20 protein-coding genes are annotated in these 21,995 nt (G+C 72.2%); 11 read left to right on the plus strand and 9 right to left on the minus strand.

Annotation, left to right across the window (positions count from 1 at the left end; translation table 11 throughout):
• Positions 1-59: 59 nt before the first annotated feature.
• The gene (locus ACTMTF_RS11450) at positions 60-908 is read left to right on the plus strand and encodes a LysR family transcriptional regulator (protein ID WP_441110567.1); all 849 of its coding nucleotides are present in this window, start codon (positions 60-62) and stop codon (positions 906-908) included.
• Positions 909-924: 16 nt separating this feature from the next.
• The gene (locus tag ACTMTF_RS11455; RefSeq protein WP_441110568.1) at positions 925-1,545 is read left to right on the plus strand and encodes a MerR family transcriptional regulator; all 621 of its coding nucleotides are present in this window, start codon (positions 925-927) and stop codon (positions 1,543-1,545) included.
• 37 nt (positions 1,546-1,582) lie between these two features.
• Here ACTMTF_RS11455 and ACTMTF_RS11460 read toward each other — a convergent pair whose 3' ends face one another.
• Positions 1,583-2,080, minus strand: coding sequence for an NUDIX hydrolase (locus tag ACTMTF_RS11460; protein WP_441110569.1), 498 nt, complete (start codon positions 2,078-2,080; stop codon positions 1,583-1,585).
• 32 nt (positions 2,081-2,112) lie between these two features.
• The gene (locus ACTMTF_RS11465) at positions 2,113-2,787 is read right to left on the minus strand and encodes a ThuA domain-containing protein (RefSeq protein ID WP_441110570.1); all 675 of its coding nucleotides are present in this window, start codon (positions 2,785-2,787) and stop codon (positions 2,113-2,115) included.
• 77 nt (positions 2,788-2,864) lie between these two features.
• Here ACTMTF_RS11465 and ACTMTF_RS11470 point away from each other — a divergent pair, with 77 nt between their 5' ends.
• The 4 genes from ACTMTF_RS11470 (at position 2,865) to ACTMTF_RS11485 (ending at position 7,682) form a co-directional block, all read left to right on the plus strand.
• On the plus strand, positions 2,865-3,725 hold the full coding sequence (locus ACTMTF_RS11470) for an RNA polymerase sigma-70 factor (RefSeq protein WP_441110571.1): 861 nt from the start codon (positions 2,865-2,867) through the stop codon (positions 3,723-3,725).
• 29 nt (positions 3,726-3,754) lie between these two features.
• Positions 3,755-4,516, plus strand: coding sequence for an SDR family oxidoreductase (locus tag ACTMTF_RS11475; RefSeq protein ID WP_397008984.1), 762 nt, complete (start codon positions 3,755-3,757; stop codon positions 4,514-4,516).
• 80 nt (positions 4,517-4,596) lie between these two features.
• Positions 4,597-6,246, plus strand: a complete 1,650-nt coding sequence (locus ACTMTF_RS11480) for an FAD-dependent oxidoreductase (RefSeq protein ID WP_441110572.1) — start codon at positions 4,597-4,599, stop codon at positions 6,244-6,246.
• Positions 6,243-7,682 carry an ATP-binding protein gene (locus ACTMTF_RS11485; protein WP_441110573.1) on the plus strand — a complete coding sequence of 480 codons (1,440 nt, stop codon included), beginning with the start codon at positions 6,243-6,245 and terminating at the stop codon, positions 7,680-7,682. The genes ACTMTF_RS11480 and ACTMTF_RS11485 overlap by 4 nt, the downstream gene beginning before the upstream one ends.
• Here the strand turns inward: ACTMTF_RS11485 and ACTMTF_RS11490 are convergent.
• Complete coding sequence (locus tag ACTMTF_RS11490; RefSeq protein ID WP_441110574.1) at positions 7,654-8,889, minus strand: alpha/beta fold hydrolase; 1,236 nt, start codon at positions 8,887-8,889, stop codon at positions 7,654-7,656. The genes ACTMTF_RS11485 and ACTMTF_RS11490 overlap by 29 nt on opposite strands.
• Before the next feature lie 128 nt (positions 8,890-9,017).
• Here ACTMTF_RS11490 and ACTMTF_RS11495 point away from each other — a divergent pair, with 128 nt between their 5' ends.
• From ACTMTF_RS11495 to ACTMTF_RS11510, 4 genes are all read left to right on the plus strand, one after another.
• Positions 9,018-10,112, plus strand: a complete 1,095-nt coding sequence (locus tag ACTMTF_RS11495; protein ID WP_441110642.1) for a M20 family metallopeptidase — start codon at positions 9,018-9,020, stop codon at positions 10,110-10,112.
• Positions 10,113-10,185: 73 nt separating this feature from the next.
• Positions 10,186-11,160 (plus strand): aldo/keto reductase, encoded by a 975-nt coding sequence (locus ACTMTF_RS11500; protein ID WP_441110575.1) that lies wholly within the window; start codon positions 10,186-10,188, stop codon positions 11,158-11,160.
• Between the two features lie 103 nt (positions 11,161-11,263).
• Positions 11,264-12,319 carry an LLM class flavin-dependent oxidoreductase gene (locus tag ACTMTF_RS11505; RefSeq protein ID WP_397008974.1) on the plus strand — a complete coding sequence of 352 codons (1,056 nt, stop codon included), beginning with the start codon at positions 11,264-11,266 and terminating at the stop codon, positions 12,317-12,319.
• 16 nt (positions 12,320-12,335) lie between these two features.
• Positions 12,336-13,844 (plus strand): AMP-binding protein, encoded by a 1,509-nt coding sequence (locus ACTMTF_RS11510; RefSeq protein WP_441110576.1) that lies wholly within the window; start codon positions 12,336-12,338, stop codon positions 13,842-13,844.
• Positions 13,845-13,893: 49 nt separating this feature from the next.
• Here the strand turns inward: ACTMTF_RS11510 and ACTMTF_RS11515 are convergent, their stop codons facing one another.
• From ACTMTF_RS11515 to ACTMTF_RS11535, 5 genes are read right to left on the minus strand one after another with little or no spacing between them, the layout of a single operon-like run.
• Positions 13,894-15,486, minus strand: coding sequence for a class I adenylate-forming enzyme family protein (locus tag ACTMTF_RS11515; RefSeq protein ID WP_441110577.1), 1,593 nt, complete (start codon positions 15,484-15,486; stop codon positions 13,894-13,896).
• Entirely contained in the window at positions 15,483-16,715 is a 1,233-nt protein-coding gene (locus ACTMTF_RS11520; protein ID WP_441110578.1) for a cytochrome P450 family protein, read from the minus strand. Before ACTMTF_RS11520 ends, ACTMTF_RS11515 begins: the two co-directional genes overlap by 4 nt.
• Positions 16,712-17,788 carry an NAD(P)/FAD-dependent oxidoreductase gene (locus ACTMTF_RS11525; RefSeq protein WP_441110579.1) on the minus strand — a complete coding sequence of 359 codons (1,077 nt, stop codon included), beginning with the start codon at positions 17,786-17,788 and terminating at the stop codon, positions 16,712-16,714. Before ACTMTF_RS11525 ends, ACTMTF_RS11520 begins: the two co-directional genes overlap by 4 nt.
• Positions 17,785-18,729: a hypothetical protein gene (locus tag ACTMTF_RS11530; protein WP_441110580.1), complete on the minus strand. Its 945-nt coding sequence runs from the start codon at positions 18,727-18,729 to the stop codon at positions 17,785-17,787. The genes ACTMTF_RS11525 and ACTMTF_RS11530 overlap by 4 nt, the downstream gene beginning before the upstream one ends.
• 45 nt (positions 18,730-18,774) lie before the next feature.
• On the minus strand, positions 18,775-19,686 hold the full coding sequence (locus tag ACTMTF_RS11535; RefSeq protein ID WP_441110643.1) for a cyclase family protein: 912 nt from the start codon (positions 19,684-19,686) through the stop codon (positions 18,775-18,777).
• A 349-nt stretch (positions 19,687-20,035) separates the two neighbouring features.
• Here ACTMTF_RS11535 and ACTMTF_RS11540 point away from each other — a divergent pair, with 349 nt between their 5' ends.
• The gene (locus ACTMTF_RS11540) at positions 20,036-21,250 is read left to right on the plus strand and encodes a serine hydrolase domain-containing protein (RefSeq protein ID WP_441110581.1); all 1,215 of its coding nucleotides are present in this window, start codon (positions 20,036-20,038) and stop codon (positions 21,248-21,250) included.
• A gap of 13 nt (positions 21,251-21,263) precedes the next feature.
• Here ACTMTF_RS11540 and ACTMTF_RS11545 read toward each other — a convergent pair whose 3' ends face one another.
• Complete coding sequence (locus tag ACTMTF_RS11545) at positions 21,264-21,992, minus strand: SDR family NAD(P)-dependent oxidoreductase (RefSeq protein ID WP_441110582.1); 729 nt, start codon at positions 21,990-21,992, stop codon at positions 21,264-21,266.
• Positions 21,993-21,995: the final 3 nt, after the last annotated feature.

Genomic DNA, 21,995 nt, shown 5'->3' on the forward strand with positions numbered 1-21,995 from the left:
ACATATGTCAGATGAAGTGCGATCATCAAGAGCCCATCACCTTCACCCCGAGGTGAGCGATGGATTTACGCCATATCCGCTACGCGATCACGATCGCCCGCGCGGGCAGCCTGCGTCGTGCCGCGACCATCCTGCGGATCGCCCAGCCCACCCTGTCGGAGCAGCTGAAGGCGCTGGAGAAGGAGGTCGGGGTGGAGATCTTCACCCGTTCCTCCAGTGGCGTGCGGCTCACCGAGGCGGGCGAGGTGTTCCTCGCGCAGGCCACCGTCGCGGTGGACGCCTTCGAGCGGGCGATGCTCGCCGCCCGCACCGAGGAGCGGACGACCCGGCTCGGGGTGGCCGACGGACTGAGCGACGTGGTGGCCCGGCTGCTGTCGCAGATTCACCACGCCGGCCCCCGGGTGGCTCCGATGGGCACGGCCGAGCAGATCATCTCCATCATGGACGGCGCGATCCAGGCGGGGCTCGGGTACGCGCCCGGCTCCCTGCCGCGCGGCGTGGCCCGGATGCTCGTGCACCGCGCCCCCGTGCGTGCGCTGCTCAGGCGCGACCACCGGCTCGCCTCGCAGAAGCGGCTGTCGCTCGCCGCGCTGGCGGGCGAGCCGCTGATCATGCCCGAGTCGGAGGCGGTGGCCGGCGCCCGCCGGTTCCTGGAGGCGTTCGTACGGCAGCGCCTGCATCCCCGGCTCGGCCCCGCCGCCGCCACCCACGATCTGGCCATCGCCATGGTGAGCGAGGGAGCCGGCTACGCCCTCTGCGTGCGTGACGGCACTCCGGTGCCGGAGCGGCTGACGTTCGTGCCGATCGCCGAGGAGGTGCCGCCGATCGAGGTCGTCCTGCTGTGGAACCGTCAGGCGGACGTGCACGACCTGATCAGCGCGGCCCGGCACCTGGCCCGATCTGGATAGCGGTAGTATCCACCAGATGCGCATGTCCGAGCTGAGCACCAGGTCCGGCGTGGCCATCCCCACGATCAAGTACTACCTCCGTGAGGGCCTGCTCCACCAGGGCGAGCAGGTGGCGGCCACCCGTGCCGACTACGACGAGTCCCACCTGCGCAGGCTCCGCCTGATCAGGGCACTCCTGGAGGTGGGCAGGCTGCCGGTCGCCGCGATCAAGAAGGTGGTCGACGCGGTGCAGGACGAGTCTCTGCCGGTCCACCAGCTGCTCGGCACCGCGCAGTACGCCCTGAGCCCCACGGTCGCGCCCGAGCCGACCCCCGAATGGGACACCGCCCGCGCCCAGGTGGACGCCCTGCTCGACCGCCTGGGCTGGCAGGTCACGCCCGAGGCCCCGGCCAGGAACGAGCTGGCGCAGACGGTGATCAGGATGCGCCAGCTCGGCCTGGCCGCCGACCTGACGCCGTACGCCGAGGCGGCCGATCGGCTGGTCACCGAGGTCGAGCTGGACACGATCCCCTACGACGGCCCGCGCGACGCCGCCGTGGAGGCCCTGGTGCTGGGCACGGTCCTGTACGGCCGGGCCTTCGACGCGCTGCGCCGCCTGGCCCAGGAGTCGGAGTCGGCCCGCCGCTTCGCCCGCTGACCCGCATGTCGCGGCCCGCGTGGGGTGGCGCGGCCGCTCAGCGTGGCGCGGCGCAGGCGGCGAGGTAGCGGCAGAAGGCGTCCTGGCCGTCCGGGATGAACGGCCAGCGCCACACCGCCAGCCGCAGCTCGTCCTCGCTCATCCAGCCGTGCCAGGACATCGCCTCCGGATCCGGGCGCGGCTCGCGCGGGACGACGGCCTCGTGCACCCCCAGCCAGTAGGGGCCGGCCACGCCCCGGCAGAGGAACTTGAGCACCGGCCGCACCGGCACCCGCACGCCGAGCTCCTCGGCCAGCTCCCTGGCCGCCGCCTGCGCGTAGGCCTCCCCGACCCCGACGGCGCCGCCCACCGTCACGTCGTAGTAGCCGGGGAAGCGGGCGAGGTGGCCGGGGCGCCGGTGCACGAGGATCCGGCCCTGCTCGTCACGGCAGATCGTGGTGGCGATCCGGTGCAGCCAGCCTCTGCCGGTCGCCTCCGCGCGCTCGACCACGCCGAGCACATCGTCCTGTTCGTCGACGCGTTCTACGAGTTCCACGCCCCGAGGATCTCAGGCGCCTGTGACATTCTTCAGTCCGTGACCGTCACGGGGCGCTTCAGCAGCCACAACGCGGCCCGTTGCAGCAGGGTGCGGTGGATCTCGTTGCCGTAGGAGCGGGTGTCGTGGCCGAGCGCGTCGTAGAACACCCGGCCGCGCCGTACGGGACGGGCCCACATCAGCGGCTGGCCGCGCGAGGAGGCGAGCGGGCGCACGTCGGGCAGCACGTCGAGGTCGCTGTAGACCTCGTCCACGAGGTCGAAGTCGCGCAGCCCCTCCACCACCGGGTGGCCGCCGTGCGTCCGCACGCCGGTCCAGCCGAGCGGCGGGTGGTGCGAGGTGGACCAGTCCCAGCAGCCGCCGAGCACCCGCGACCAGCCCTGCCAGTCGTCGAAGCAGATCGCCGCCGAGTGCATGCACAGCAGGCCGCCGCCACGGTCGAGGTGGTCCAGCAGGGTCGTGCGGGCCTGGGCCGGGAGCCGGAAGCTCCATCGGTCGCGCAGGTCGGCGAAGCGGTCGGCGTTCATCTGCCAGCGCAGCGCGTTGACGGTGATGAGCTGGACCTCCGACGGCTCGCTCAGCGCGCCGGCGATGTCCTCGGTGATCTCGGACTCGACCCCCACCTCGGCCAGCACCTCGGTGAGCGCCGCCGACGTGGCGTCGAAGTCGTGGAACGGGCCTCCCGACAGGACTAAGTTGCGTGCCACCCGCCCAGCTCATCACGCCTGCCGCCGTATTTCCACCCACCCGCTGGGCTCCGGCCGGGATGACTACGCTGCCAAGAGTGAGTCAGGTCGAGGATTTCGAGGCCCATCGGGCGACGCTGACCGGACTGGCCTACCGGCTGCTCGGCAGCATGTGGGACGCCGAGGACGTGGTGCAGGAGGCCTGGCTGCGCTGGTCGGGCACGGACCGGAGCGACATCGAGGAGCCCCGGGCCTTCCTGGTGACCGTGGTGTCGCGGCTGGCGTTGGACCAGCTCCGCTCGGCCAGGGTCAAGCGGGAGGCCTACACCGGCCCCTGGCTGCCCGAGCCGGTTACGACGGCGGAGGCGGGCCCGCTGGACACCGCCGAGCTGCGCGACACGGTGTCGCTGGCGACGCTGCACCTGATGGAGCGCCTCTCACCGCCCGAGCGGGCGGCGTTCGTCCTGCGGGAGGCCTTCGAGCTGCCGTACGACCAGATCGCGGAGATCGTCGGCACCTCGGTGGTCAACGCGAGGCAGCTGCACCACCGGGCCTCGGTGCGGCTGAGCGAGGGCCGCGACAGGTTCCGGCCATCGGCCGGCGAGCACGCGCGGCTGCTGACGAGGTTCATCGAGGCGGCGGGCGGCGGCGACCTGGAGGCGCTCACCGAGCTCCTGCACGAGGATGTCGTGTCCTGGAGCGACGGCGGCGGCCGGGTCAGGGCGGCGCTGCGCCCGATCCACGGCCGGCGCAAGGTGCTGGCGTTCCTGGCCGGGCTGATGTCCCGCTATCCCTACGGTGACACCACGCTCGGCGAGGCCAACGGGCACCCGGTGCTCTGGACGCACCTCGGCGAGAACCGCCAGCTGGTCGCGATCGACGTGGACGAAGGCCGTATCCGGGGGCTCTACACTCTGCTCAATCCGGACAAGCTTCTGCGGGTGCGCCCCTCCTCCTGACGCGCCCGCGGGGATCTATAGTCGCCCCCATGGATCTCGGCATCAAAGGCAAGGTCGCACTCGTCACGGGTGGCAGCGCGGGCATCGGGCTGGCCGCCGCCAAGAGTCTCGCGCGGGAGGGCTGCCACGTCTGCGTGAGCGCCCGCAACCCCGAGCGGCTCGCGGACGCGGTGGTGGAGCTGCAGGAATTCGGCGGCGTGGTGCACGCGGTGCTCGCCGACGTGGAGGACCCGGAGGCCGCCGAGCGGGTCGTCCGGGAGACGCGCGACGTGGTCGGCCCGGTCGACATCCTGGTGGCCAACGCCGGTGGACCGCCCGCCGGCAGGTTCGTGGACGCGAGCATGGCCGACTGGGAGCTGGCGATCCAGCGCAACCTGCTCGGCACCGTGCGGCTGGCGCGGGCGGTGCTGCCGGAGATGCGCGAGCGGGGGTGGGGCCGGATCGTCACGATCACCAGCCGGTCCGCCCGCGAGGCGCTGGACGGGCTGGCCCTGTCCAACTCCACCCGTTCGGCGGTGGCCGGGCTGGTGCGTACCCTGGCGCGTGAGGTCGGCGGTGACGGGGTGCTGGTCAACAACGTGATGCCGGGCTCGATCGACACCGAGCGGCTGCGGGACCTGGTGGGGGGCGAGGAGGCGATGGCCGAGCGGGCCTCCGCCGTGCCGCTGGGCCGGATCGGGCGGCCCGAGGAGGTGGGCGACGTGGTGGCGTTCCTGGCGAGCGAGCGCGCGTCGTACATGAACGGGGTTTCGGTGCTGGTGGACGGTGGTGAGAGCCGGGTCATCGCGTGACCCGGGACCGTGGGAATGAATCCCTACAATTCGGACGCTCATGACATCCTTGCAGTAAGGAACGATTGGAAGGCGGGGGCATGGACAAGCCGGTCATCGTGACGGTCGACGACGATCCGGGCGTGTCGAGGGCGGTCGCCCGCGACCTCCGGCGCAGGTACGGCCAGCAGTACAGGATCGTCCGCGCGGAGACGGCGCCGCAGGGCATCGAGGCGGTCAAGGAGATGCGGCTGCGCGGTGACGAGGTGGCCGCCATCCTCGCCGACTACCGGATGCCGCAGATGAACGGCGTGCAGTTCCTCGAGGCGGCCATGGACATGTACCCGTTCGCCCGCCGGGTGCTGCTGACGGCCTACGCCGACACCGACGCCGCGATCCAGGCCATCAACGTGGTCGACCTGGACCACTATCTGCTCAAGCCGTGGGATCCGCCGGAGGAGAAGTTCTACCCGGTGATCGACGGCCAGCTCGACGCCTGGCAGCGCACCGACCGGGTGCAGGTGGCGGAGCTGCGGGTGGTGGGCGACCGCTGGTCCGCGCCGTCCTACAAGGTGCGTGACTTCCTGGCCCGCAACCACGTCCCCTACCAGTGGATGCTGACCGAGGACCCGGACGGCGCCCAGCTCGTGGCGGCGGCCGGCCAGGACTGCCGCCTGCCGCTGGTGGTCACCGCCGAGGGGGAGATGCTGCAGGCTCCCGACCAGTCCACGCTGGCCTCGACCGTGGGCCTGTCGACCACCCCCGCCACGGACTTCTACGACCTGATCGTGGTCGGCGGCGGCCCGGCCGGGCTGGGCGCGGCGGTCTACGGCGCCTCCGAAGGGCTCAACACCGTGCTGGTCGAGGCGCACGCCTCCGGCGGTCAGGCGGGCCAGAGCTCCAGGATCGAGAACTACCTGGGCTTCCCCGACGGCGTCTCCGGTCAGCAGCTCGCCGACCGGGCGCGCAGGCAGGCGCTGAAGTTCGGCGCCGAACTGCTGACCGCGCGCAGCGTCACCCACCTGGAGCCGCGCGGCCAGGCGCGGGTCATCGGGTTCGAGGACGGCCGGGAGATCGCCGCCCACGCGGTCATCCTGGCCACCGGCGTGACCTACCGCCGCCTGGACGCCCCCGGCCTGGACGACTTCGTCGGCAGGGGCGTGTTCTACGGCGCGGCGCTGACCGAGGCGCCCTCCTGCAAGGACAGCGAGGTCTACATCGTGGGCGCCGCCAACTCGGCCGGGCAGGCGGCCGTCTACCTGGCGGGATTCGCCAGCCGGGTGCACTTGTTGGTGAGGGGTGACGGTTTGGAGAAATCCATGTCTCACTACCTCATCGAGCAGATCCATGCGGTCGACAACATCGAGGTGCATCTGGAATCCCAGGTCACCGGCGGGCAGGGCGACGGGCACCTGCAGCGGTTGTCGATCTCGACCAAGGGCGAGGAGCGGACGGTCGAGGCCCAGTGGCTGTTCGTGTTCATCGGCGCCAAGCCCTACACCTCCTGGCTCGGCGACACCGTCGAGCGGGACGACAAGGGCTTCCTGCTGACCGGCCCGGACCTCGTACAGGGTGATCAGCGACCGCGTAACTGGACGCTCAGGCGCCAGCCGTACTTCCTGGAGACCAACGTGCCGGGAGTGCTGGCCGCCGGGGACGTGCGGGCAGAGTCGATCAAGAGAGTGGCCTCCGCCGTCGGAGAGGGCGCGATGGCCGTCGCGCTCGTGCACCGCTACCTGGAGAAACAATGACGAAAGTGGACATCGACGAGCTACGCAAGCTGTTCCTGTTCGAGCGCCTGACCGACGAGCAGCTCACCAAGCTGGCGAGCAGCGGTGAGATCAAGTCCTTCGAGCAGGACGCGGAGATCGTCCGCCAGGGCGAGCCGGCCGAGTGCTTCGCGGTGCTGGTGGAGGGCGAGGTGCAGATGGTCTCCGAGACCGTCACCGCCGGCACGGTCGCCATGCCGCGCGCCTCCCAGCCCGGGGTGTACGGCGGCGCCACCTCCGCCTACCTCGGCGACCGGGCCCCCCAGACCTACCAGCACACGCTGCGCGCGACCGCGCCGTCACGGGTGTTCATCCTGCCGGCCAGGAAGTTCGCCTACATCGTGACCGAGTGGTTCCCGATGGCCATGCACCTGCTCGACGGCCTGCAGTCCGGCGGGCGGATGCAGCGCGAGATCATCGACCGGCGGCAGCGGCTGACCGCGCTCGGCACGATCACCGCAGGGCTCACCCACGAGCTGAACAACCCGGCCGCGGCGGCCGTGCGCGCGGTGAGCGAGCTGCACTCGCTGATCAGGTCCTCCCGCGTGGAGCTCGCCCAGCTCGCCGAGGACGGCATCCCGCCGCAGCGGCTGCGCACGCTGGTGGAGCTGCAGGAGGCGTGCATGGAGGCGGTCGGCACGCTGGCCCCCCGCAGCCCGATGGAGATCTCCGACGCCGAGGACGAGCTCGGTGAGGCGCTGGACGAGCTCGGCGTACAGGACGCCTGGGATCTCGCCCCCGCGCTGGTCAACGCCGGGTTCGGCAAGGAGCACCTGGCCAAGGTGCGGACGAAGGTGGGCGAGGAGCACGCGCCCGCCGCGCTGCGCTGGCTGTCGGAGGCGGTCGAGATCTCGCAGATGCTGAACGAGGTCACCGAGGCGACCGAGCGGATCACCTCACTGATCCGGTCGGCCAAGCAGTACTCCCAGATGGACCGGGCGCCGTTCCAGGTGCTCGACGTGCACGAGCTGCTCGACAGCACGATCGCCATCTTCCGCGGCAAGATCCCGCCGGGCATCAGCGTGGTGACCGACTACGACCGGACGCTGCCGTCGATCCCCGCCTACGGCGGCGAGCTCAACCAGGTCTGGACCAACCTGATGCACAACGCGCTCGACGCCATGGGCGAGGAGGGCACGCTGACCGTCCGGACCGCGCACGACGAGGACGAGGCGATCATCGAGATCGGCGACACCGGCCCCGGCGTGCCCGAGGAGATCAGGGACCGGATCTTCGAGCCGTTCTTCACCACGAAGACCGTCGGCCAGGGCACCGGGCTCGGGCTGGACATCTCCTACCGGATCGTGGCCGGGCGGCACGGCGGCGAGCTGAAGGTCCGCTCGACGCCGGGCGACACCTGGTTCGAGGTACGGCTTCCGCTGCGTGAGTCTACGGTGGGTCCGTCACCATCCGCATGAGCCGGGGCACGATCCGGTCGGCGGCGACCCTGACGCCGTCGTGCTCCCACTCGTTCGTCACCCAGACACGCAGGTTCCCCACCCGGCCGGCGGTCTCCAGCGAGAGGGCGGCGTCCACGTACATGTCGTCGTGATAGACGACGGCGGCGACCGGCACCTCGTTGGCGGCGAGCCGGTCCGGGTCGTAGAGCGGCGGCCAGTCGGCGACGGCGGCGAGCAGCTCGGCGGCGCCCTTGAAGGGGCGCAGCGCGTGGATGTCGTCGAACATCCACGGGTAGATCATCTCGCCGGTGAGCATGGTGGGCGTGTCGAAGTCGGCCGGGCGCACCCGCTGCGCGGCCCAGCGGGTGGCCGCGCCCTGGGCGTAGGTCGGCTCGTGCAGGACGGCGTAGCCGGGGGTGTCGATGAAGCCGGTCTCGGCCATGACCGCGTAGCGGAAGGCGTCGGTGAGGCGGTCTCCGCGCCACGCCTCCTCCAGCTGCCAGTGCAGGCGCTCGGATCCGTCGCCGGTGCCCAGCTTCTGGCCCAGCATCCGGAACCGTTCGACGGTGAGGCGGTCGCCGTCGGGCAGCGGCACCTCCTCCGCCGCCAGGTGCTCGGCGATCCGCGTGGCCGTGGCCTCGTCGCCCGGATAGCGGTGGTAGTGGCGCCGGACCTTGGCGCGGACCCGGTCGTAGGTGCGGATGTAGACGTCGTCGGCCGTGGCGTCGAGGCCGGGCAGTCCGCCGGTGATGTGGCAGGCCTTGAGGCCCTCCGGCGCCTGGGAGAGGTAGGTGAGGGTGACGAAGCCGCCGTAGCTCTGGCCCCAGGTCTCCCATGTCCGGACGCCGAGCGCCTTCCTGATGAGCTCGCAGTCGGCCACGATGGCGTCGGCGCGGAAGTGGCGCAGGTAGGCGGCCAGCTCGGCGTCGCTCCCCGTCGCCGTGGCGGCGGTGATCGGGGTGCTGCGGCCGGTGCCCCGCTGGTCGAGCAGGAGCACCCGGTGCGTCTTCAGCAGGTGCCGCCAGCGCCCGGGGCCGGTCAGCCGGGGCGACGGGTGACCGGGGCCGCCCTCCAGGTAGAGCGCCCACGGCAGGTCCCCGCGCACGGCGGGGTCGCGCACCTCGCGGGCGAACACCTCGATGGTGCGGCCGCCGGGGTCGGCGTGGTCGAGCGGCACGGTGAACACATGGTCGGCGACCGTCAGGCCGGGCATCGTGACTTTCACCTTGAGGACCTTACGCGGTCGGCCCGGTCCGCCGAGGGTTCGTATCCTGGGAGTTCAGCACATCGCTCGGCCCCCCCGGAAGGATCCTCGTGTCAATCACCGACTGGACCCGGCAGGCACTGCCCGCCATGCTGGACGACCTCAAGGCCCTGGTGGAGCTGGAGACCCACAGCTATGACAAGGCCGCGCTCGTCCAGGGACTGCGCGGGGTGCGCACGCTGGCGGCGGAGCGGCTCGGCACGCCGGACGACGAGGTCCTGCACGACGGCGGCCAGTACGGTGACGTACTCGAGCTCACCTACCACGGGACCGCGCCCGGCACGGTGCTTATGATGTGCCACTACGACACGGTCTGGCCCATCGGCACGCTCGCCGGGTGGCCGTTCACGGTGGCGGACGGCAAGGTGTCCGGCCCCGGCGCGTTCGACATGAAGTCGGGCCTGGTGCAGGCCGTCTGGGCGCTGCGCGGGCTGCGCGAGCTCGGGCTGCCGCATCCCGGGGTGCGGTTCCTGTTCAACGGCGACGAGGAGATCGGCAGCCTGGTCTCCCGGCCGCACATCGAGGCCGCCTGCGCGGACGCCCTGGCCTGCCTGGTGTTCGAGGCGTCGGCGCACGGCGCGTTGAAGACCGCGCGCAAGGGCGTGGGCATCTTCGACGTGACCGTCACCGGCGTCGAGGCGCACGCCGGGCTCGACCCGACGGCGGGCGCCAGCGCGATCCACGCGCTGGCCGAGCTCGTCACCCGGATCGCCGCCGCGGGCGCGCCTGAGCTCGGCACCACCGTCAACGTGGGCCTGATCAGCGGCGGCACCGGGCGTAACGTGGCGGCGGGCATCGCCACCTGCGGCGTCGACGTGCGGGTCACGGACTTCGCCGAGATGGGCCGCATCGACGAGATGTTCGCGAGCCTGCGGGCCGCCGACCCGCGCGTGACGGTCACCGTCAACGGCGACTGGAACCGGCCGCCCATGACGCCCAACCCGCTGTCCCAGCGGCTGTTCAAGGAGGCGCAGGCCACCGCGGCCGGGCTCGGCTGGACGCTGGAGGAGACGGCGGTAGGCGGCGCCAGCGACGGCAACTTCGTCTCGGCGCTGGGCCGGCCGGTGCTCGACGGGATGGGCGCGGTGGGCGACGGCGCGCACGCGCGGCACGAGCACGTGCTGGTCGAGCACATCCCCGACCGCACGGCGCTGACCATCGGGCTGATCTCGGCGCTCGCCTAGCCCTGGCGTCGGGCAGCCCTGGGCGACGGGGCAGTATGTCACCCAGTACAACGCGTCGTTGAAGGGGCATTTCTTGAGATACGAACGCCAGCCGTACCGCAGGTGTGGCCGTAGTGGTCTGCTGCTCCCGGCGGTCTCACTCGGTCTGTGGCACAACTTCGGCGAGGGCAAGCCGCTCGAAACCCAGCGTGCGATCATGCACAAGGCACTCGACCTGGGCATCACGCACTTCGACATCGCCGACCGCTACGGCCCGCCGATCGGCGCGGCCGAGGCCGCGTTCGGGCGGATCTTCCCCACGTCGCTGCGCGACGAGGCGGTGATCACCACCAAGGGCAGTAACCCCATGTGGGACGGCCCTTACGGCAAGGGCAACTCCCGCAAGCACCTGCTGGCCACCCTCGACCGGTCGCTGGCCCGGCTCCAGCTCGACTACGTCGACATCTTCTACCTGCACCGCGACGACGAGGACACGCCGCTGCAGGAGCAGGTGGCCACGCTCGACCACATGGTCCGCACCGGCCGCGCCCTGTACGTCGGCGTGTCGAACTTCTCCCCCGAACGCACCGCCGAGGCCGCCTCGCTGCTGCGCGAGCTGGGCACACCACTGCTCGTGCACCAGCCCCCCTACTCGATGCTCAACCGGCGCATCGAGGACTCTCTGCTGGACGTGCTCGAACAGGAGGGCATGGGCTGCGTCGTCTACTCGCCGCTCGCGCAGGGCCTGCTGACCGACCGCTACGTGAACGGCATCCCCGCCGACTCGCGCGCCGCCGAAGGGCGTTTCCTCACCGCCGACCGGGTCACGCCGGAGGTGCTGGCCTTCGTCGGTGAGCTCTCCCGGATCGCCGCCGCACGCGGCCAGTCCGTGGCCCAGCTCGCCCTGGCCTGGGCGTTGCGCGACCCCCGCGTCACCTCGGTGCTCGTCGGCGCCTCCAGCCCCGAGCAGCTGGAGACCAACGTGGCCGCCGTCGACCGCCTCGACTTCACCGCCGAGGAGCTCGTGGCCATCGAGCAGGCCGCCAAGAAGGCGGGCGTCCCGGCGTAGGGCGTGCCCGGCCGCGCAGCCGGCCGGGCGCTCCTAGGAAAGGCCGCGAAGCGCGTGGTAATGTCCCAAGCGAGCGCTTGGTTCCCCGCTGAGAGGCCGCCGCATGAAGTTCTCCACCTTCCACCTGTTCCACCGGTTCGACGGGCAGAGCTTCAAGGACGTCTACGACTACCACCTGGAGCTCATCGAGCTCGCGGAGGAGCTGGGCTTCGACGGGGTACGGCTGGCCGAGCACCACTTCCGTGACTACGGAGTGGTGCCCAACCTGTTCACCATGCTCGCCCACGCCGCCGCCCGCACCTCCCGGCTCCGCCTCGGCACCGGCATCGTGGTCCTCCCCCTGCACGACCCGATCCACGTCGCCGAGGAGGCCGCCCTGGTCGACGTGCTCTCCGGCGGGCGGCTCGACCTGGGGATCGGGCGGGGATACCAGAGCTTCGAGTTCGAGGGGTTCGGCATCGACCTGGCCGAGGCCCGGGACCGGTGCAACGAGGCCCTGGAGGTCATCCTCGGGCTCTGGACGCGGGAGACGTACCAGCACGAAGGGAAGTTCTACCGGACCGGCGCCGAGGTGTCGCTCGCGCCCCGGCCCGTGCAGGACCCCCACCCGCCCGTCCACGTCGCGGCGGTCTCCCCCGAGACCGTCACCCTGTACGCCGAACGCGGGCTGCCCATCCTCGCCGACCCGGCGGCGCCCTTCCGCAAGGTCGTCCAGGCGGCGCGGACCTGGCAGGAGACGGCGGCGCGCGCCGGGCACCCGCCGGGCGCGGAGCTCGTCGTCGCGCGCAGCGTGTACGTGGCGCCGAGCGTGGAGGAGGCCCGGCGGGACCAGGCCAGGTTCGAGGCGGCCTTCGACCGCTCGCGCATCTTCAACGAGCGCAGCGCCCCCATCGACCCCGCCACCGGCCGGGCCGCGCAGGGCTTCGAGTACTACCAGGACCGCTACCTCAAGGGCGGCACCGTCTCCGCGGACTTCCGCTGGGAGCAGCTGGAGGTCATCGGGGATCCGGCGCGGGTCATCGACCAGATCACCCTGCTGCGCGACGCCGGGTTCGCCAACCTGCTGTGCGACTTCGGCAGCACCAGGCCGATGCCGGTGGAGGAGATGAAGAAGGTCATGCGGTTCTTCGCCGCCGAGGTCATGCCTGCGTTCGCCTGAGCCCCTTGGAGGAGAGATGCCGCACAGCTTGTCCCTCTCGGACGTCCTCGCCGAGCACGCCCGCAGCCGCCCCCAGGTGACGGCCGCCGTGGACGGCGACGTACGGCTCACCTACCCCGACCTCGACGCCCGCGTCACCCGCCTCGCGGACGCCCTGTCCACCCGCGGCGTCGCCGCCGGCGACCGCGTCCTGTGGCTCGGCCAGAACTCCCACGCCGTCCTCGAACTCCTCCTCGCCTGCTCCCGACTGGGCGCCGTCTTCTGCCCGGCCAACTGGCGCCAGTCCGAGGACGAACTCCGCTTCATCCTCGACGACCTCGCCCCCGCCGCCGTCATCTGGCAACCCTCCGAATCCACCACCCCCCTCCACACCGCAGCGACCGGCGCACCCGGTGCGGCGGTTTGGGTTCGGGCCGGGGAGGAGTATGAGGCGCTGGTCGCCGGTGGGGCATTGCGGGACTTTCCGCAGGTGGAGGACGGGGAGCCGACGCTGGCCCTCTATACGGCGGCCTTCGGGGGGCGGCCGAACGCCGCCCTGCTCAGCAGCGCGGCGCTCCTGGCGCACAGCATGTCGCTGATGGTCGTCCGGCAGATGGAGCCCGGCTTCATTTTCCTCAACAACGGGCCCCTGTTCCACGTGGGCACGATGATGTTCTGCCTGGCGACCTTCCAGATCGGCGGCACGAACGTGTTCACCCCGGCGTTCGAGGCCGAGGAGGTGTGCCGGTTGATCGACGCCGAGCGGGTGACGCAGGCGTTCCTGTTCGGCCAGATGATCGACGCGGTGGCGGCGGCGAACGCGGCGGGCAAGTACGACCTGTCGTCGCTGAGGTTCGTCTCCCATTCCAGGGAGTGGGACGAGATGATCACCGTGGACGACTCTCCGTGGTGCCGCTCCAAGATGGGCGGGTACGGCCAGACGGAGGCGGGCGGGATGCTGACCTTCCTGGGGCTGGCTCCCGGCGCGGCGGGGTTCGCGGGCCGGCCCTCGCCGCTGGTCCAGGTTCGCATCCTGGGGCCGGACGGGGTGGAGGTGCCGCCGGGCGAGGTGGGCGAGATCTGCGCCCGCGGCAAGACCCTCTTTTCCGGATATTTCGCCCGGCCCGAGCTAAATGCCGTTAAGTCGGCGCACGGCTGGCACCACACCGGCGACCTGGGCCGCCGCGAGCCCGACGGCACCATCACCTTCATCGGCCCCCGCCTCCGCATGATCAAGTCCGGTGCCGAGAACATCTACCCGGCAGAGGTCGAACGCGCGCTCAAGACCCATCCCGGGGTCGCCGACGCCGCCGTCATCGGCGTCCCCGATCCCACCTGGCGCCAGGCGGTCAAGGCCGTGATAGCCCTCGTCCCCGGCGCCGAGGCCACCCCCGAGGACATCGTGGCCCACGTCAGGTCCCAGCTCGCGTCGTACAAGAAACCCACCCACATCGCCTTCGTGGACTCCATCCCCAAACACGGCTTCACCCCCGACTACGACACCCTGGACGCCGCCCACGGCGGCGGCAACTACCCCGGCACCTGATCCGGCCAGGAGCACCGCCGCCGCAGGTCAGGAGCGGCGCCGCCGCAGGTCAGGCAGGCCCGGCGGCAGAGGCGCCGGGCACGTGCTGCGCCACGAGCGGCTGGAAGTGCGCCAGCAACGCCGCCTTGTCCGGCTTGCCGGCGGAGGTGCGCGGTAGCTCTTCGACCACCCACAGGTGTCCGGGCTCGCAGGACGGGCCGAGCGAGCGGCGGACCAGGTCGCACAGCTCCCGCGCGTCCACGGCAGGAGTCCCCGACCCCACGCGCGGAGATCGCGGCTCCTCCCCCTGTGCGGGCGACGACGCGTCCCGGTCCCGCGCCTCCGGGGTCGCCGGAGGGCGGGTGTCCACCTGAACCACCGCGCCGGTCACCGGGTGGCCGTCCGGGCCGTGCAGGGCGATGACGGCCGCGTCGGTGACGGACGGGTGACCGGTCAGGGCGTGTTCGATCGGGTAGGCGTGGACGCCGGGCGGCAGCCCGCTCTCCACCCGGTCGACGAGGAACAGGTAGCCGCCGTCGAGCCGGCCCAGGTCGCCGGTGCGGACCCAGCCGCCCCGCAGGGCCTCGGCGGTGCGCCGGGGATCGTTCACGTATCCGGTCATGACCTGCGGCGAGCGCACCCACACCTCGCCGACCTCACCGGCCGGGACCGGCACCGAGGCCGCGTCGCGGACCTGTAGCTCCACGCCGGGCACGGCGCGGCCGACGGAGGTGAGCAGGCCGGGGTTGGCGTGGTCGGCGGGCGGGAGGGCGGTGACGAATCCGGCCTCGGTCAGCCCGTAGGTCTGCATGAGCGCCGGGCCGAGCCGCCGGGCCGCCTCCCAGGTGCGCGCCGGGACCGCCGCCGCGCCGCCGTACAGCATGAGAGGCACGCTGCCCGGTTCGTCCGGGATGCGGCGGGTGAGGGTGTAGAAGGGGAACGGCGGGCCGGCGAGCACGTGCGTGGCCCGCTCGCGGGCGATCACCTCCCATTCGCGCCCGATCTCCCCTTCGTCCACGAGCAGCGCGGTGCCGGCGGCGGCGAGAGTCCACTGGGCCATCAGGCCGGGCAGGTGGTGGCCGGGCCACACCAGCAGCCGCCACGGCCAGGTGCCGAACATGGCGCGGGCCGCGTCGAGATGGGCCACCTCGGCGCGGTGGCTGTACGCGACGGCCTTGCGGTCGCCGGTGGTGCCGTTGGTGAAGGTCACCGACGACAGGTCCTCGGGCCGGGTCGCCGGCAGGGTCACCGGCCGGTCGCCCGTGGCGGCCAGCAGGTCGTCGAAGGAGCGGTGGACGGGCACCGGACAGGCGGCGAGCAGCCGCTCGGCCTCCTCCTGGCGGTCAGGCTCGTACAGCAGGGCCGTGGCGCCGAGCGCGCGCATGGCCTCGGCCGCGACCTCCACGGGGAGTCCGGGCAGCACCTGGACGGCGGGGCAGTCGAGCGCGAACGCCACGAGCCGGCCGATGACGGACTCGGGCCCCCTGCCGTTCAGGAAGGCGATGGCGTCGCCGGGCCGCACGCCGTGGGCTTCCAGCGCGCGTGCGGCGCCGGACACCATCGCCAGCACGTCCTGTCCGGTCAGCCGCCGCGAGCCGCGCACGAGCACCTCGCGCGGGCCCGCAGCGCGCAGGCCGTCGATGATCGCCTGGCCGAAGCTCATCCGGACCTCTCACCGAGCAGTACGGGCAGGCTCCTGGTGCTGTTGCCCACGACCGTGCCGAGTGGGCGGGTGCCGCTGTCCGGCCCGGCCAGCGTCATCCCGGGATAGGCGTCGAACAGCGCGGCCAGGGCCACCTCGCCTTCCAGCCTGGCCAGTGGCGCGCCCAGGCAGAAGTGGGTGCCGTGGCCGAAGGACAGGTGTCCCGGCTGCGGGGCGGCCACGTCGAAGCGGTCGGCCCGTTCGCCGTACTGGTCCGGATCGCGGCCGGCCGAGGCGAAGCAGGCCACGACCGCCTCGCCCTTGCGCAGCCGGACCCCGTCGATCTCCAGGTCCCGCACCGCGTAGCGCATCGGGAAGTGCGCGACGGGCGAGTCCCAGCGGAGCGTCTCCTCGACCACCGCGCTCCACGGCCGCTCACCGCGCAGGACGAGGGCGAGCTGGTCGGGCCGCGTCAGCATGGCGCGGGTGGCGTTGGTGAGCAGGTTGACGGTCGTCACGTGCCCGGCGATGAACAGCAGCTCGATCGTGTCGAGCAGCTCGGATCTGCTGAGCCGCTCGCCGTCCTGCTCGCGGACCGCGATCAGGTCGCTGATCAGGTCCTCGTCCGGGGTGCCGCGGCGCACCTCGATGACCTCGTCGAGCAGCTCGTACAGGGCGGCCCGGTGACCGCTCACGTCGTCGGGGCCGTCGCCGACCCTGGCGGCCACGTCGGTGAGCTCGTGCAGCTGCTCCCGCATGCTCTCCGGGATGCCCATGAGCTCGGAGATGACGTCGCGCGGCAGTGGGTAGGCGAAGTGCTGCCGGATGTCGACGGGCCCCGGCGGCAGCTCCGCGAGCGCGTTGACCACGTCCGCGGCCATCTTGACGACCCTCGGGCGCAGCTCCTGCACCCGGCGGGCGGTGAACGCCCTGATCAGCGGGGTGCGCAGCCGCCGGTGCGCCTCGCCCTCGGAGTTCAGCATGGACGTGTCCGAGGTGATCTTGCCGACGGCGGTGGCCATGGAGACGGCGGCCCGTCCCTCCGGGTCCCAGTGGCTCACATCCCTGGACAGGTCCGGGTGGGCGAGCACGGCCGCCAGCGTGGCGTAGCGGGTGGCCGCCCAGGCGCGTACCCCGTCGACCTCCACCGGGACCAGTGGCCCGAGCTCGCGCAGCCGCCTGTTGTCGGCGTGCACGTCGGGAGTGGCGGGGTCGAGAGTGAATTCGGCGTGCCGGCAGTCCATGGTCATCCCACCCTTTCCGGCGTCGCGGCCAGTGTGGCGATGTCGAGCCACGGGTCCTGGCCGAGGTAGAGGTCGCGGACCAGCTCACCGGCCGCGGGCGCGTTGCACAGGCCGTGCCCGGAGAACCCGGCCGCGTACAGGAACGCGGGCGGCCCCTGGCGGTGGCCGATGAAGGCGGTGCGATCGGGGCTGGCGTCGCGCGCGCCGGTGAACGCCGTGTGCAGCCCCGCTTGTGCCAGGCTCGGGTACGTGGCCGCCAGCTGAGCGGCCACGCCGGCGCGCCAGGCGTCCCTGTCGGGACCCGGGTAGCCCATGCCGATCAGCATCCGGTCTCCGCGCAGCCGCATCAGCAGACCGCTGGCGGCGTGCAGGGTGACCGGTATGTCGGGCATGGGCGGCAGCGGGTCGGTGAGGAGCAGTTCCTGGATGATCGGCTCGGGGAGCGGCAGGTCCACGCCCGCCGAGCGGGCCAGAGGAGCCGACCAGGCGCCGGCGGCGCAGACCACGGCATCGGCCGTGAGCGCGCCGGACCCGGTCTCCACCCGGCCCCTGTCCGCGTCGATGGCGGTGACCGGGCAGCCGGTGCGCAGCCGCGCCCCCGCCCGCCTGGCCGCCTCCGCGTAGCCGCTGACGATCGCGGCGGTGTCGGAGATGTACGCCTGGGCCGACCAGGCGGCGGCCAGCAGCGGCAGGTCGCCCCCGATGAGCGGGTTGAGCCGCCTGGCCTCGTCCGTGTCGATGAGCTCGACCTCCACCCCGGCGGCGCGCTGGGCGGGCAGGTCGGCCTCGAACGCCGTCACCTGGTCCTGCTCGGTGAACAGCACGAGGTAGCCGACCTGGCGCAGCGGCAGCCCGGGGAAGTCGTGGTAGGCCCGCAGGCTGCGTACGGCCAGGGCCGAGCTCACCGGGTTGCCCGCGAAATAGGCGCGCACCACGTCGGCGGTTGCCCGCGACGCTCCGGAACCGAGCGTGCCGCGTTCGAGCAGCACGGTGTCGACGCCGGCCTCGGCCAGGTGGCAGGCGATCGACAGGCCGATCACCCCGCCACCGACGACCACGACCCGGCCCTGACCGGTCACGCGAACGCTCGCACGCGCCGCAGGTGGTCACCCACCTGCCAGGGGAACAGATGCAGGTTCCACCCACCGAGGCAGTTGAGGTAGAGCGCCATGTGCGCCATGAGCGCGATGAAGTCGTCCCGGTCGTCGATCCGGTCGAGGCAGTCGAACAGCCTGCCGGTGAAGGCCCACAGCGTCTGCAGGCCGCAGTAGCCGAGGAACTCCGCGGGCGTCTTGGCCAGGATGCGGGCCATCTGACGCAGCGACTCCATCGGCATGTCCTCGTAGGCCGCCCTGACCAGGCCGCCGTAGCAGGCGTAGCCGAGCGGGCGGGTCTCGCCGTTGACGAACAGCAGGGTCGTCAGGACGGTCTCGTAGCTGCCCGCGCAGGACGGGATGCGACCTTCGTGCAGGTCGACCAGCTCCTCGGGCGGCGCGAGCCAGATCCGCTCCGTCTCGGCGTGCACGTCGGCGATCAGGGCGTCGACCTCCGGGTCGGCCACGCTCAGCCGGGGCAGGCGGTGGCCGCTGTCCTCGCCCGCGCGCCTGACCTCGGCGATGACGGGCTTCTTGGTCCGGTAGACGGCTTCCCAGACCGCACGACCGGCCTCTCCCAGCACGTCGAGGTCCGCCTCGACGATCTGGCCGATCGGGGTGGCGGGCATGGGCTCGGTCAGCTCGCCGTACTTGATGCCGAGGTGCTGCAGGCGCGAGGCGAAGATCGTGCCGTCGGGCACCGTGCGGCGGTCCACCGCGTAGGTGGACGGCCGGTGCAGGAGGTCGTGGATCGGAGCGACGTGGTAGAGGTGGTGGCCCGCCACGAGGGCGTGGCCCTGCAGGCTGCGGTACGGCAGTGCGTCCCACAGGCTCTGCGCGAGAGCGGCATTGCGCTCGTCCAGCTCAGCGGTGACGGCCATGCCCAGGCCGGGCCAGCCGATTTCTACGCGTCTCGAAGTAGTCACAGTATGTGATGCTACCAACGCAAATTGTGACAATCGGCAGGGGGGTCACAATATGACCAGCGGATTCACCGGACTGCCTGTGCCACCTTCGATCCGGAGCGGCGCCACCACGAAGACGAAGTCCGTACGGCCCGAGGCGCTCAGCTCGTCCAGCCAGAGCATCTCGATCAGGTGGATGCCGTGCCGGTGCAGCAGGATGAGGTGCAGGTCGTCCGCGAGCGGCTCGGTGGCGAGTTGACGGGCGTCGAGGCCGCCGATCGCGGCGTTGTCGGAGGCCACCACGGCGACGTCGCGCGCGGCCAGCCAGCGGCCCGCGGCCGGTGACAGCCCCGGCTGCCCGGACCAGTACTCCTCCGGCGAGCGCTCCCAGACGCCCGGCCAGCCGGTGCGCACGATCGCCACGTCCCCCGGCCCCGGCTCGGGGCCCACCTCCTGGAGGAGCTCAGCCGTGATGCGGAAGTCGGCGGGCAGGTGCTCCAGCCCCAGGTGGCGGGGCACGTCGAAGAGCACGCCCCGGGCCACCACCCCGCCCACCCGCTCGATGCCGCACCGGCCCGCGCCGTAGGAGCGTACGCGGGCGGCCGGATGGGCGTTGTAGAGTTCGTCGCCCGACCACATGTGGCACAGCGCGTCCATGTGCGTGGTCGTGCCGTGGTGGGTGACGATCAGCGCGTCGTCGGCCACCCGCAGGCCGGCGCCCACCGGCTTGGTCCCGGCCGCGTAGTCGCCGCCGTCCACGGACATGAAGTGCTGCGGCAGCGGGCGGCCGCGCAGGTGCGGCACGGTCGTGGGGGCCGGTGACGAGGTCGAGCCCCTGATCGGCATGGCGAGGCTGAGCACCCGTCCCTCGGTCGCGCTCGCCAGCGCGGCCAGCACCACCGGCGGGGTGAGCAGGTTCAGCGTCCCGCGCTGGTCCTCCGGGCCGAACCGGCCCCAGTTGTTCGGCTCGCCGCTGATCACAGTCCGACTCTCGCACCCCATGGACCCGGCGACCAGCCCTGAACGCGACAAAGGCCCCTGATCGCCTGTCGCGGCGACCAGGAGCGCGTTGCCGCCTAGTCCTGCACCTGGACGGTCCCGATCCGTGGTGGCTTGGCGGTGAACAGCACGTCATCGCAGTCGCAGTTGCCGCAGCCTGGAGTCATCACACCTCCTTCCCGAGCGAGCTTCCCGAGCGAGGCCACACCCAGCGTAAGCCCGCATATCACGCCCTGGAGGGCCACACTTCACAGACCAGACGTGGCCTTCTGTGCGGATATGGCCGGAATTGTTAGGCTCGGCAGCCCAGTGAGTTTCCGGAGGTTCCATGTACTGCGATCCCCGTTTCTCCCGCGTGCGCGAGGTCTTCGCACGGCAGTTCGCCGAAGGGCTCGAACTGGGCGCCGCGTTCGCGGTCCACCTGAACGGCGAGCTCGTCGTGGACCTGTGGGACGGGGTCGCCGACGGGCGCACCGAGCGCCGCTGGCAGCACGACACCCCGGCGTTCGCCTACTCCTGCACCAAGGCGCTCACCGCGACGGTCCTGCTGCAGCTCGTCGAGCGGGGACTGGTGGACGTCTCGGCGCCGGTGGCGGACGTCTGGCCGGAGTTCGCCGCCGAGGGCAAGGCGTCGATCACCGTCGAGCACCTGCTCACCCACCAGGCCGGGCTGCCGGTGCTCGAGGAGCCGGTGCCGGTGGAGGAGTTCGAGGACCAGCCGGCCATCGCGGCCAGGATCGCGGGCCAGGCGCCGATCTGGGAGCCGGGGTCCGCGCACGGCTATCACGCGCTGACGTACGGGTTCCTCGTCGGCGAGGTGGTGCGCCGGGTGACCGGCAAGTCCGTCGGCGACCTGGTGGCGGCGGAGATCGCCGGGCCGCTGGGGCTGGATCTGTGGGTAGGGGCGCCGGACGACGTGATCGAACGCGCCGCCCGGATCAAGGGCCCCGACCGCCGCTCCGGCACGGTCACCGCGGTGCCGGAACAGGCCGCCGAGAAAGCCGCCCAGGCCGCCACCGGGGACACCGCTGGTGACGCTGCTGGTGAAGCCGCCGGTGACGTGTTCACCCGGATGGCCGCCGCCGGGCGCGACCCGCAGAGCCTCATGAACCGCGCCCTCGGCAACCCCAGCATGCGGCTGCTCGACGGCGGCGCCAACAACCCGGTCATCCTGCGCGCGGGCTGGCCGGCCGCCGGTGTCGTCACCACGGCCGCCGGCCTCGCCGGCTTCTACCGCGCGCTGGTCGCCGGCGAGCTCCTGCGCCCCGAGACGCTGCGCGAGGCCATCCGCCCGCGCGCGACCGGCCCCGACAGGGTCCTGTACGTGGACAGCTCGTTCGGGTTGGGCTACATGCGCCCGGCGATGACGTTCCTGTCGCCGTCCCCGAGCGCGTTCGGCCACAGCGGCGCGGGCGGATCCCTCGGCCTGGGCGACGTCGAGCACGGGCTGGCCGCCGGCTACGTGATGAACCGGATGGCCGACGCCGTCTCCGGCAGCATGCGCGCCTACCACCTGATCCAGGCCGTGTACGAGTCGCTGTAGTCGGTGCCTGCCGTCAGTGCATGGTCACGCCGCCGCTCACCGACAGGGTCTGGCCGGTGAGGTAGGCGGCGCGATCGGTGCACAGGTAGGCGACGAGCCCGGCCACGTCGGCGGGGGTGCCGAGGCGGCGCAGCGGGACGCCTCGGGTGATCTTCTCGACCAGGCCGGGCCGGTCGGCGCTCACCTGGCGCAGCATGGGGGTGTCGGTGGGACCGGGGCAGACCACGTTGGAGGTGACGTTCGCCCGCGCGGCCTCCCGGGCGAGCGTCTTGGCCAGGCCGAACAGACCCGACTTGGTCGCCGCGTAGGCCGCCTCGCCACCGGAGCCCGCCCTCGCGCCGTCGGAGGAGACGAACACCAGCCGCCCCCACCCCGCCGCCAGCATGCCGGGGAGCAGGAGCTGGGTGAGCAGCATCGGGCCGCGCAGGTTCACCTGCCACATCAGGTCCCAGCCGGCCGGGTCGCTGGTCGTGAACGGCTCCACGATGGAGACGCCCGCGTTGTGCACGAGGATGTCCACCTGGCCGGCGGCGGCGGCGAAGCCCTCGATGGAGGGAGGCGAGGTGAGGTCCACGGCCAGCGCCGACGCGCCCGCGAGCCCGGCCGCGACCTTCTCCGCGCCCGGCAGGTCCACGTCGGCGACGATCACCCGCGCGCCGAGCGACGCCAGGTCGGCGGCGATGGCCGAGCCGATACCACCCGCTCCCCCGGTCACCACGGCCACCCGCCCACCCAGCCCCATCCC

Source organism: Nonomuraea sp. ZG12 (assembly GCF_052068115.1).
GTDB lineage: Bacteria > Actinomycetota > Actinomycetes > Streptosporangiales > Streptosporangiaceae > Nonomuraea.

Coding starts and splice junctions, on each gene's coding strand:
- ACTMTF_RS11545 (WP_441110582.1), bottom strand. CDS start 21,992: ATGGGGCTGGGTGGGCGGGTGGCCGTGGTGACCGGGGGAGCGGGTGGT.
- ACTMTF_RS11455 (WP_441110568.1), top strand. CDS start 925: ATGCGCATGTCCGAGCTGAGCACCAGGTCCGGCGTGGCCATCCCCACG.
- ACTMTF_RS11505 (WP_397008974.1), top strand. CDS start 11,264: ATGAAGTTCTCCACCTTCCACCTGTTCCACCGGTTCGACGGGCAGAGC.
- ACTMTF_RS11450 (WP_441110567.1), top strand. CDS start 60: ATGGATTTACGCCATATCCGCTACGCGATCACGATCGCCCGCGCGGGC.
- ACTMTF_RS11515 (WP_441110577.1), bottom strand. CDS start 15,486: ATGAGCTTCGGCCAGGCGATCATCGACGGCCTGCGCGCTGCGGGCCCG.
- ACTMTF_RS11510 (WP_441110576.1), top strand. CDS start 12,336: ATGCCGCACAGCTTGTCCCTCTCGGACGTCCTCGCCGAGCACGCCCGC.
- ACTMTF_RS11475 (WP_397008984.1), top strand. CDS start 3,755: ATGGATCTCGGCATCAAAGGCAAGGTCGCACTCGTCACGGGTGGCAGC.
- ACTMTF_RS11540 (WP_441110581.1), top strand. CDS start 20,036: ATGTACTGCGATCCCCGTTTCTCCCGCGTGCGCGAGGTCTTCGCACGG.
- ACTMTF_RS11485 (WP_441110573.1), top strand. CDS start 6,243: ATGACGAAAGTGGACATCGACGAGCTACGCAAGCTGTTCCTGTTCGAG.
- ACTMTF_RS11520 (WP_441110578.1), bottom strand. CDS start 16,715: ATGACCATGGACTGCCGGCACGCCGAATTCACTCTCGACCCCGCCACT.
- ACTMTF_RS11480 (WP_441110572.1), top strand. CDS start 4,597: ATGGACAAGCCGGTCATCGTGACGGTCGACGACGATCCGGGCGTGTCG.
- ACTMTF_RS11495 (WP_441110642.1), top strand. CDS start 9,018: ATGCTGGACGACCTCAAGGCCCTGGTGGAGCTGGAGACCCACAGCTAT.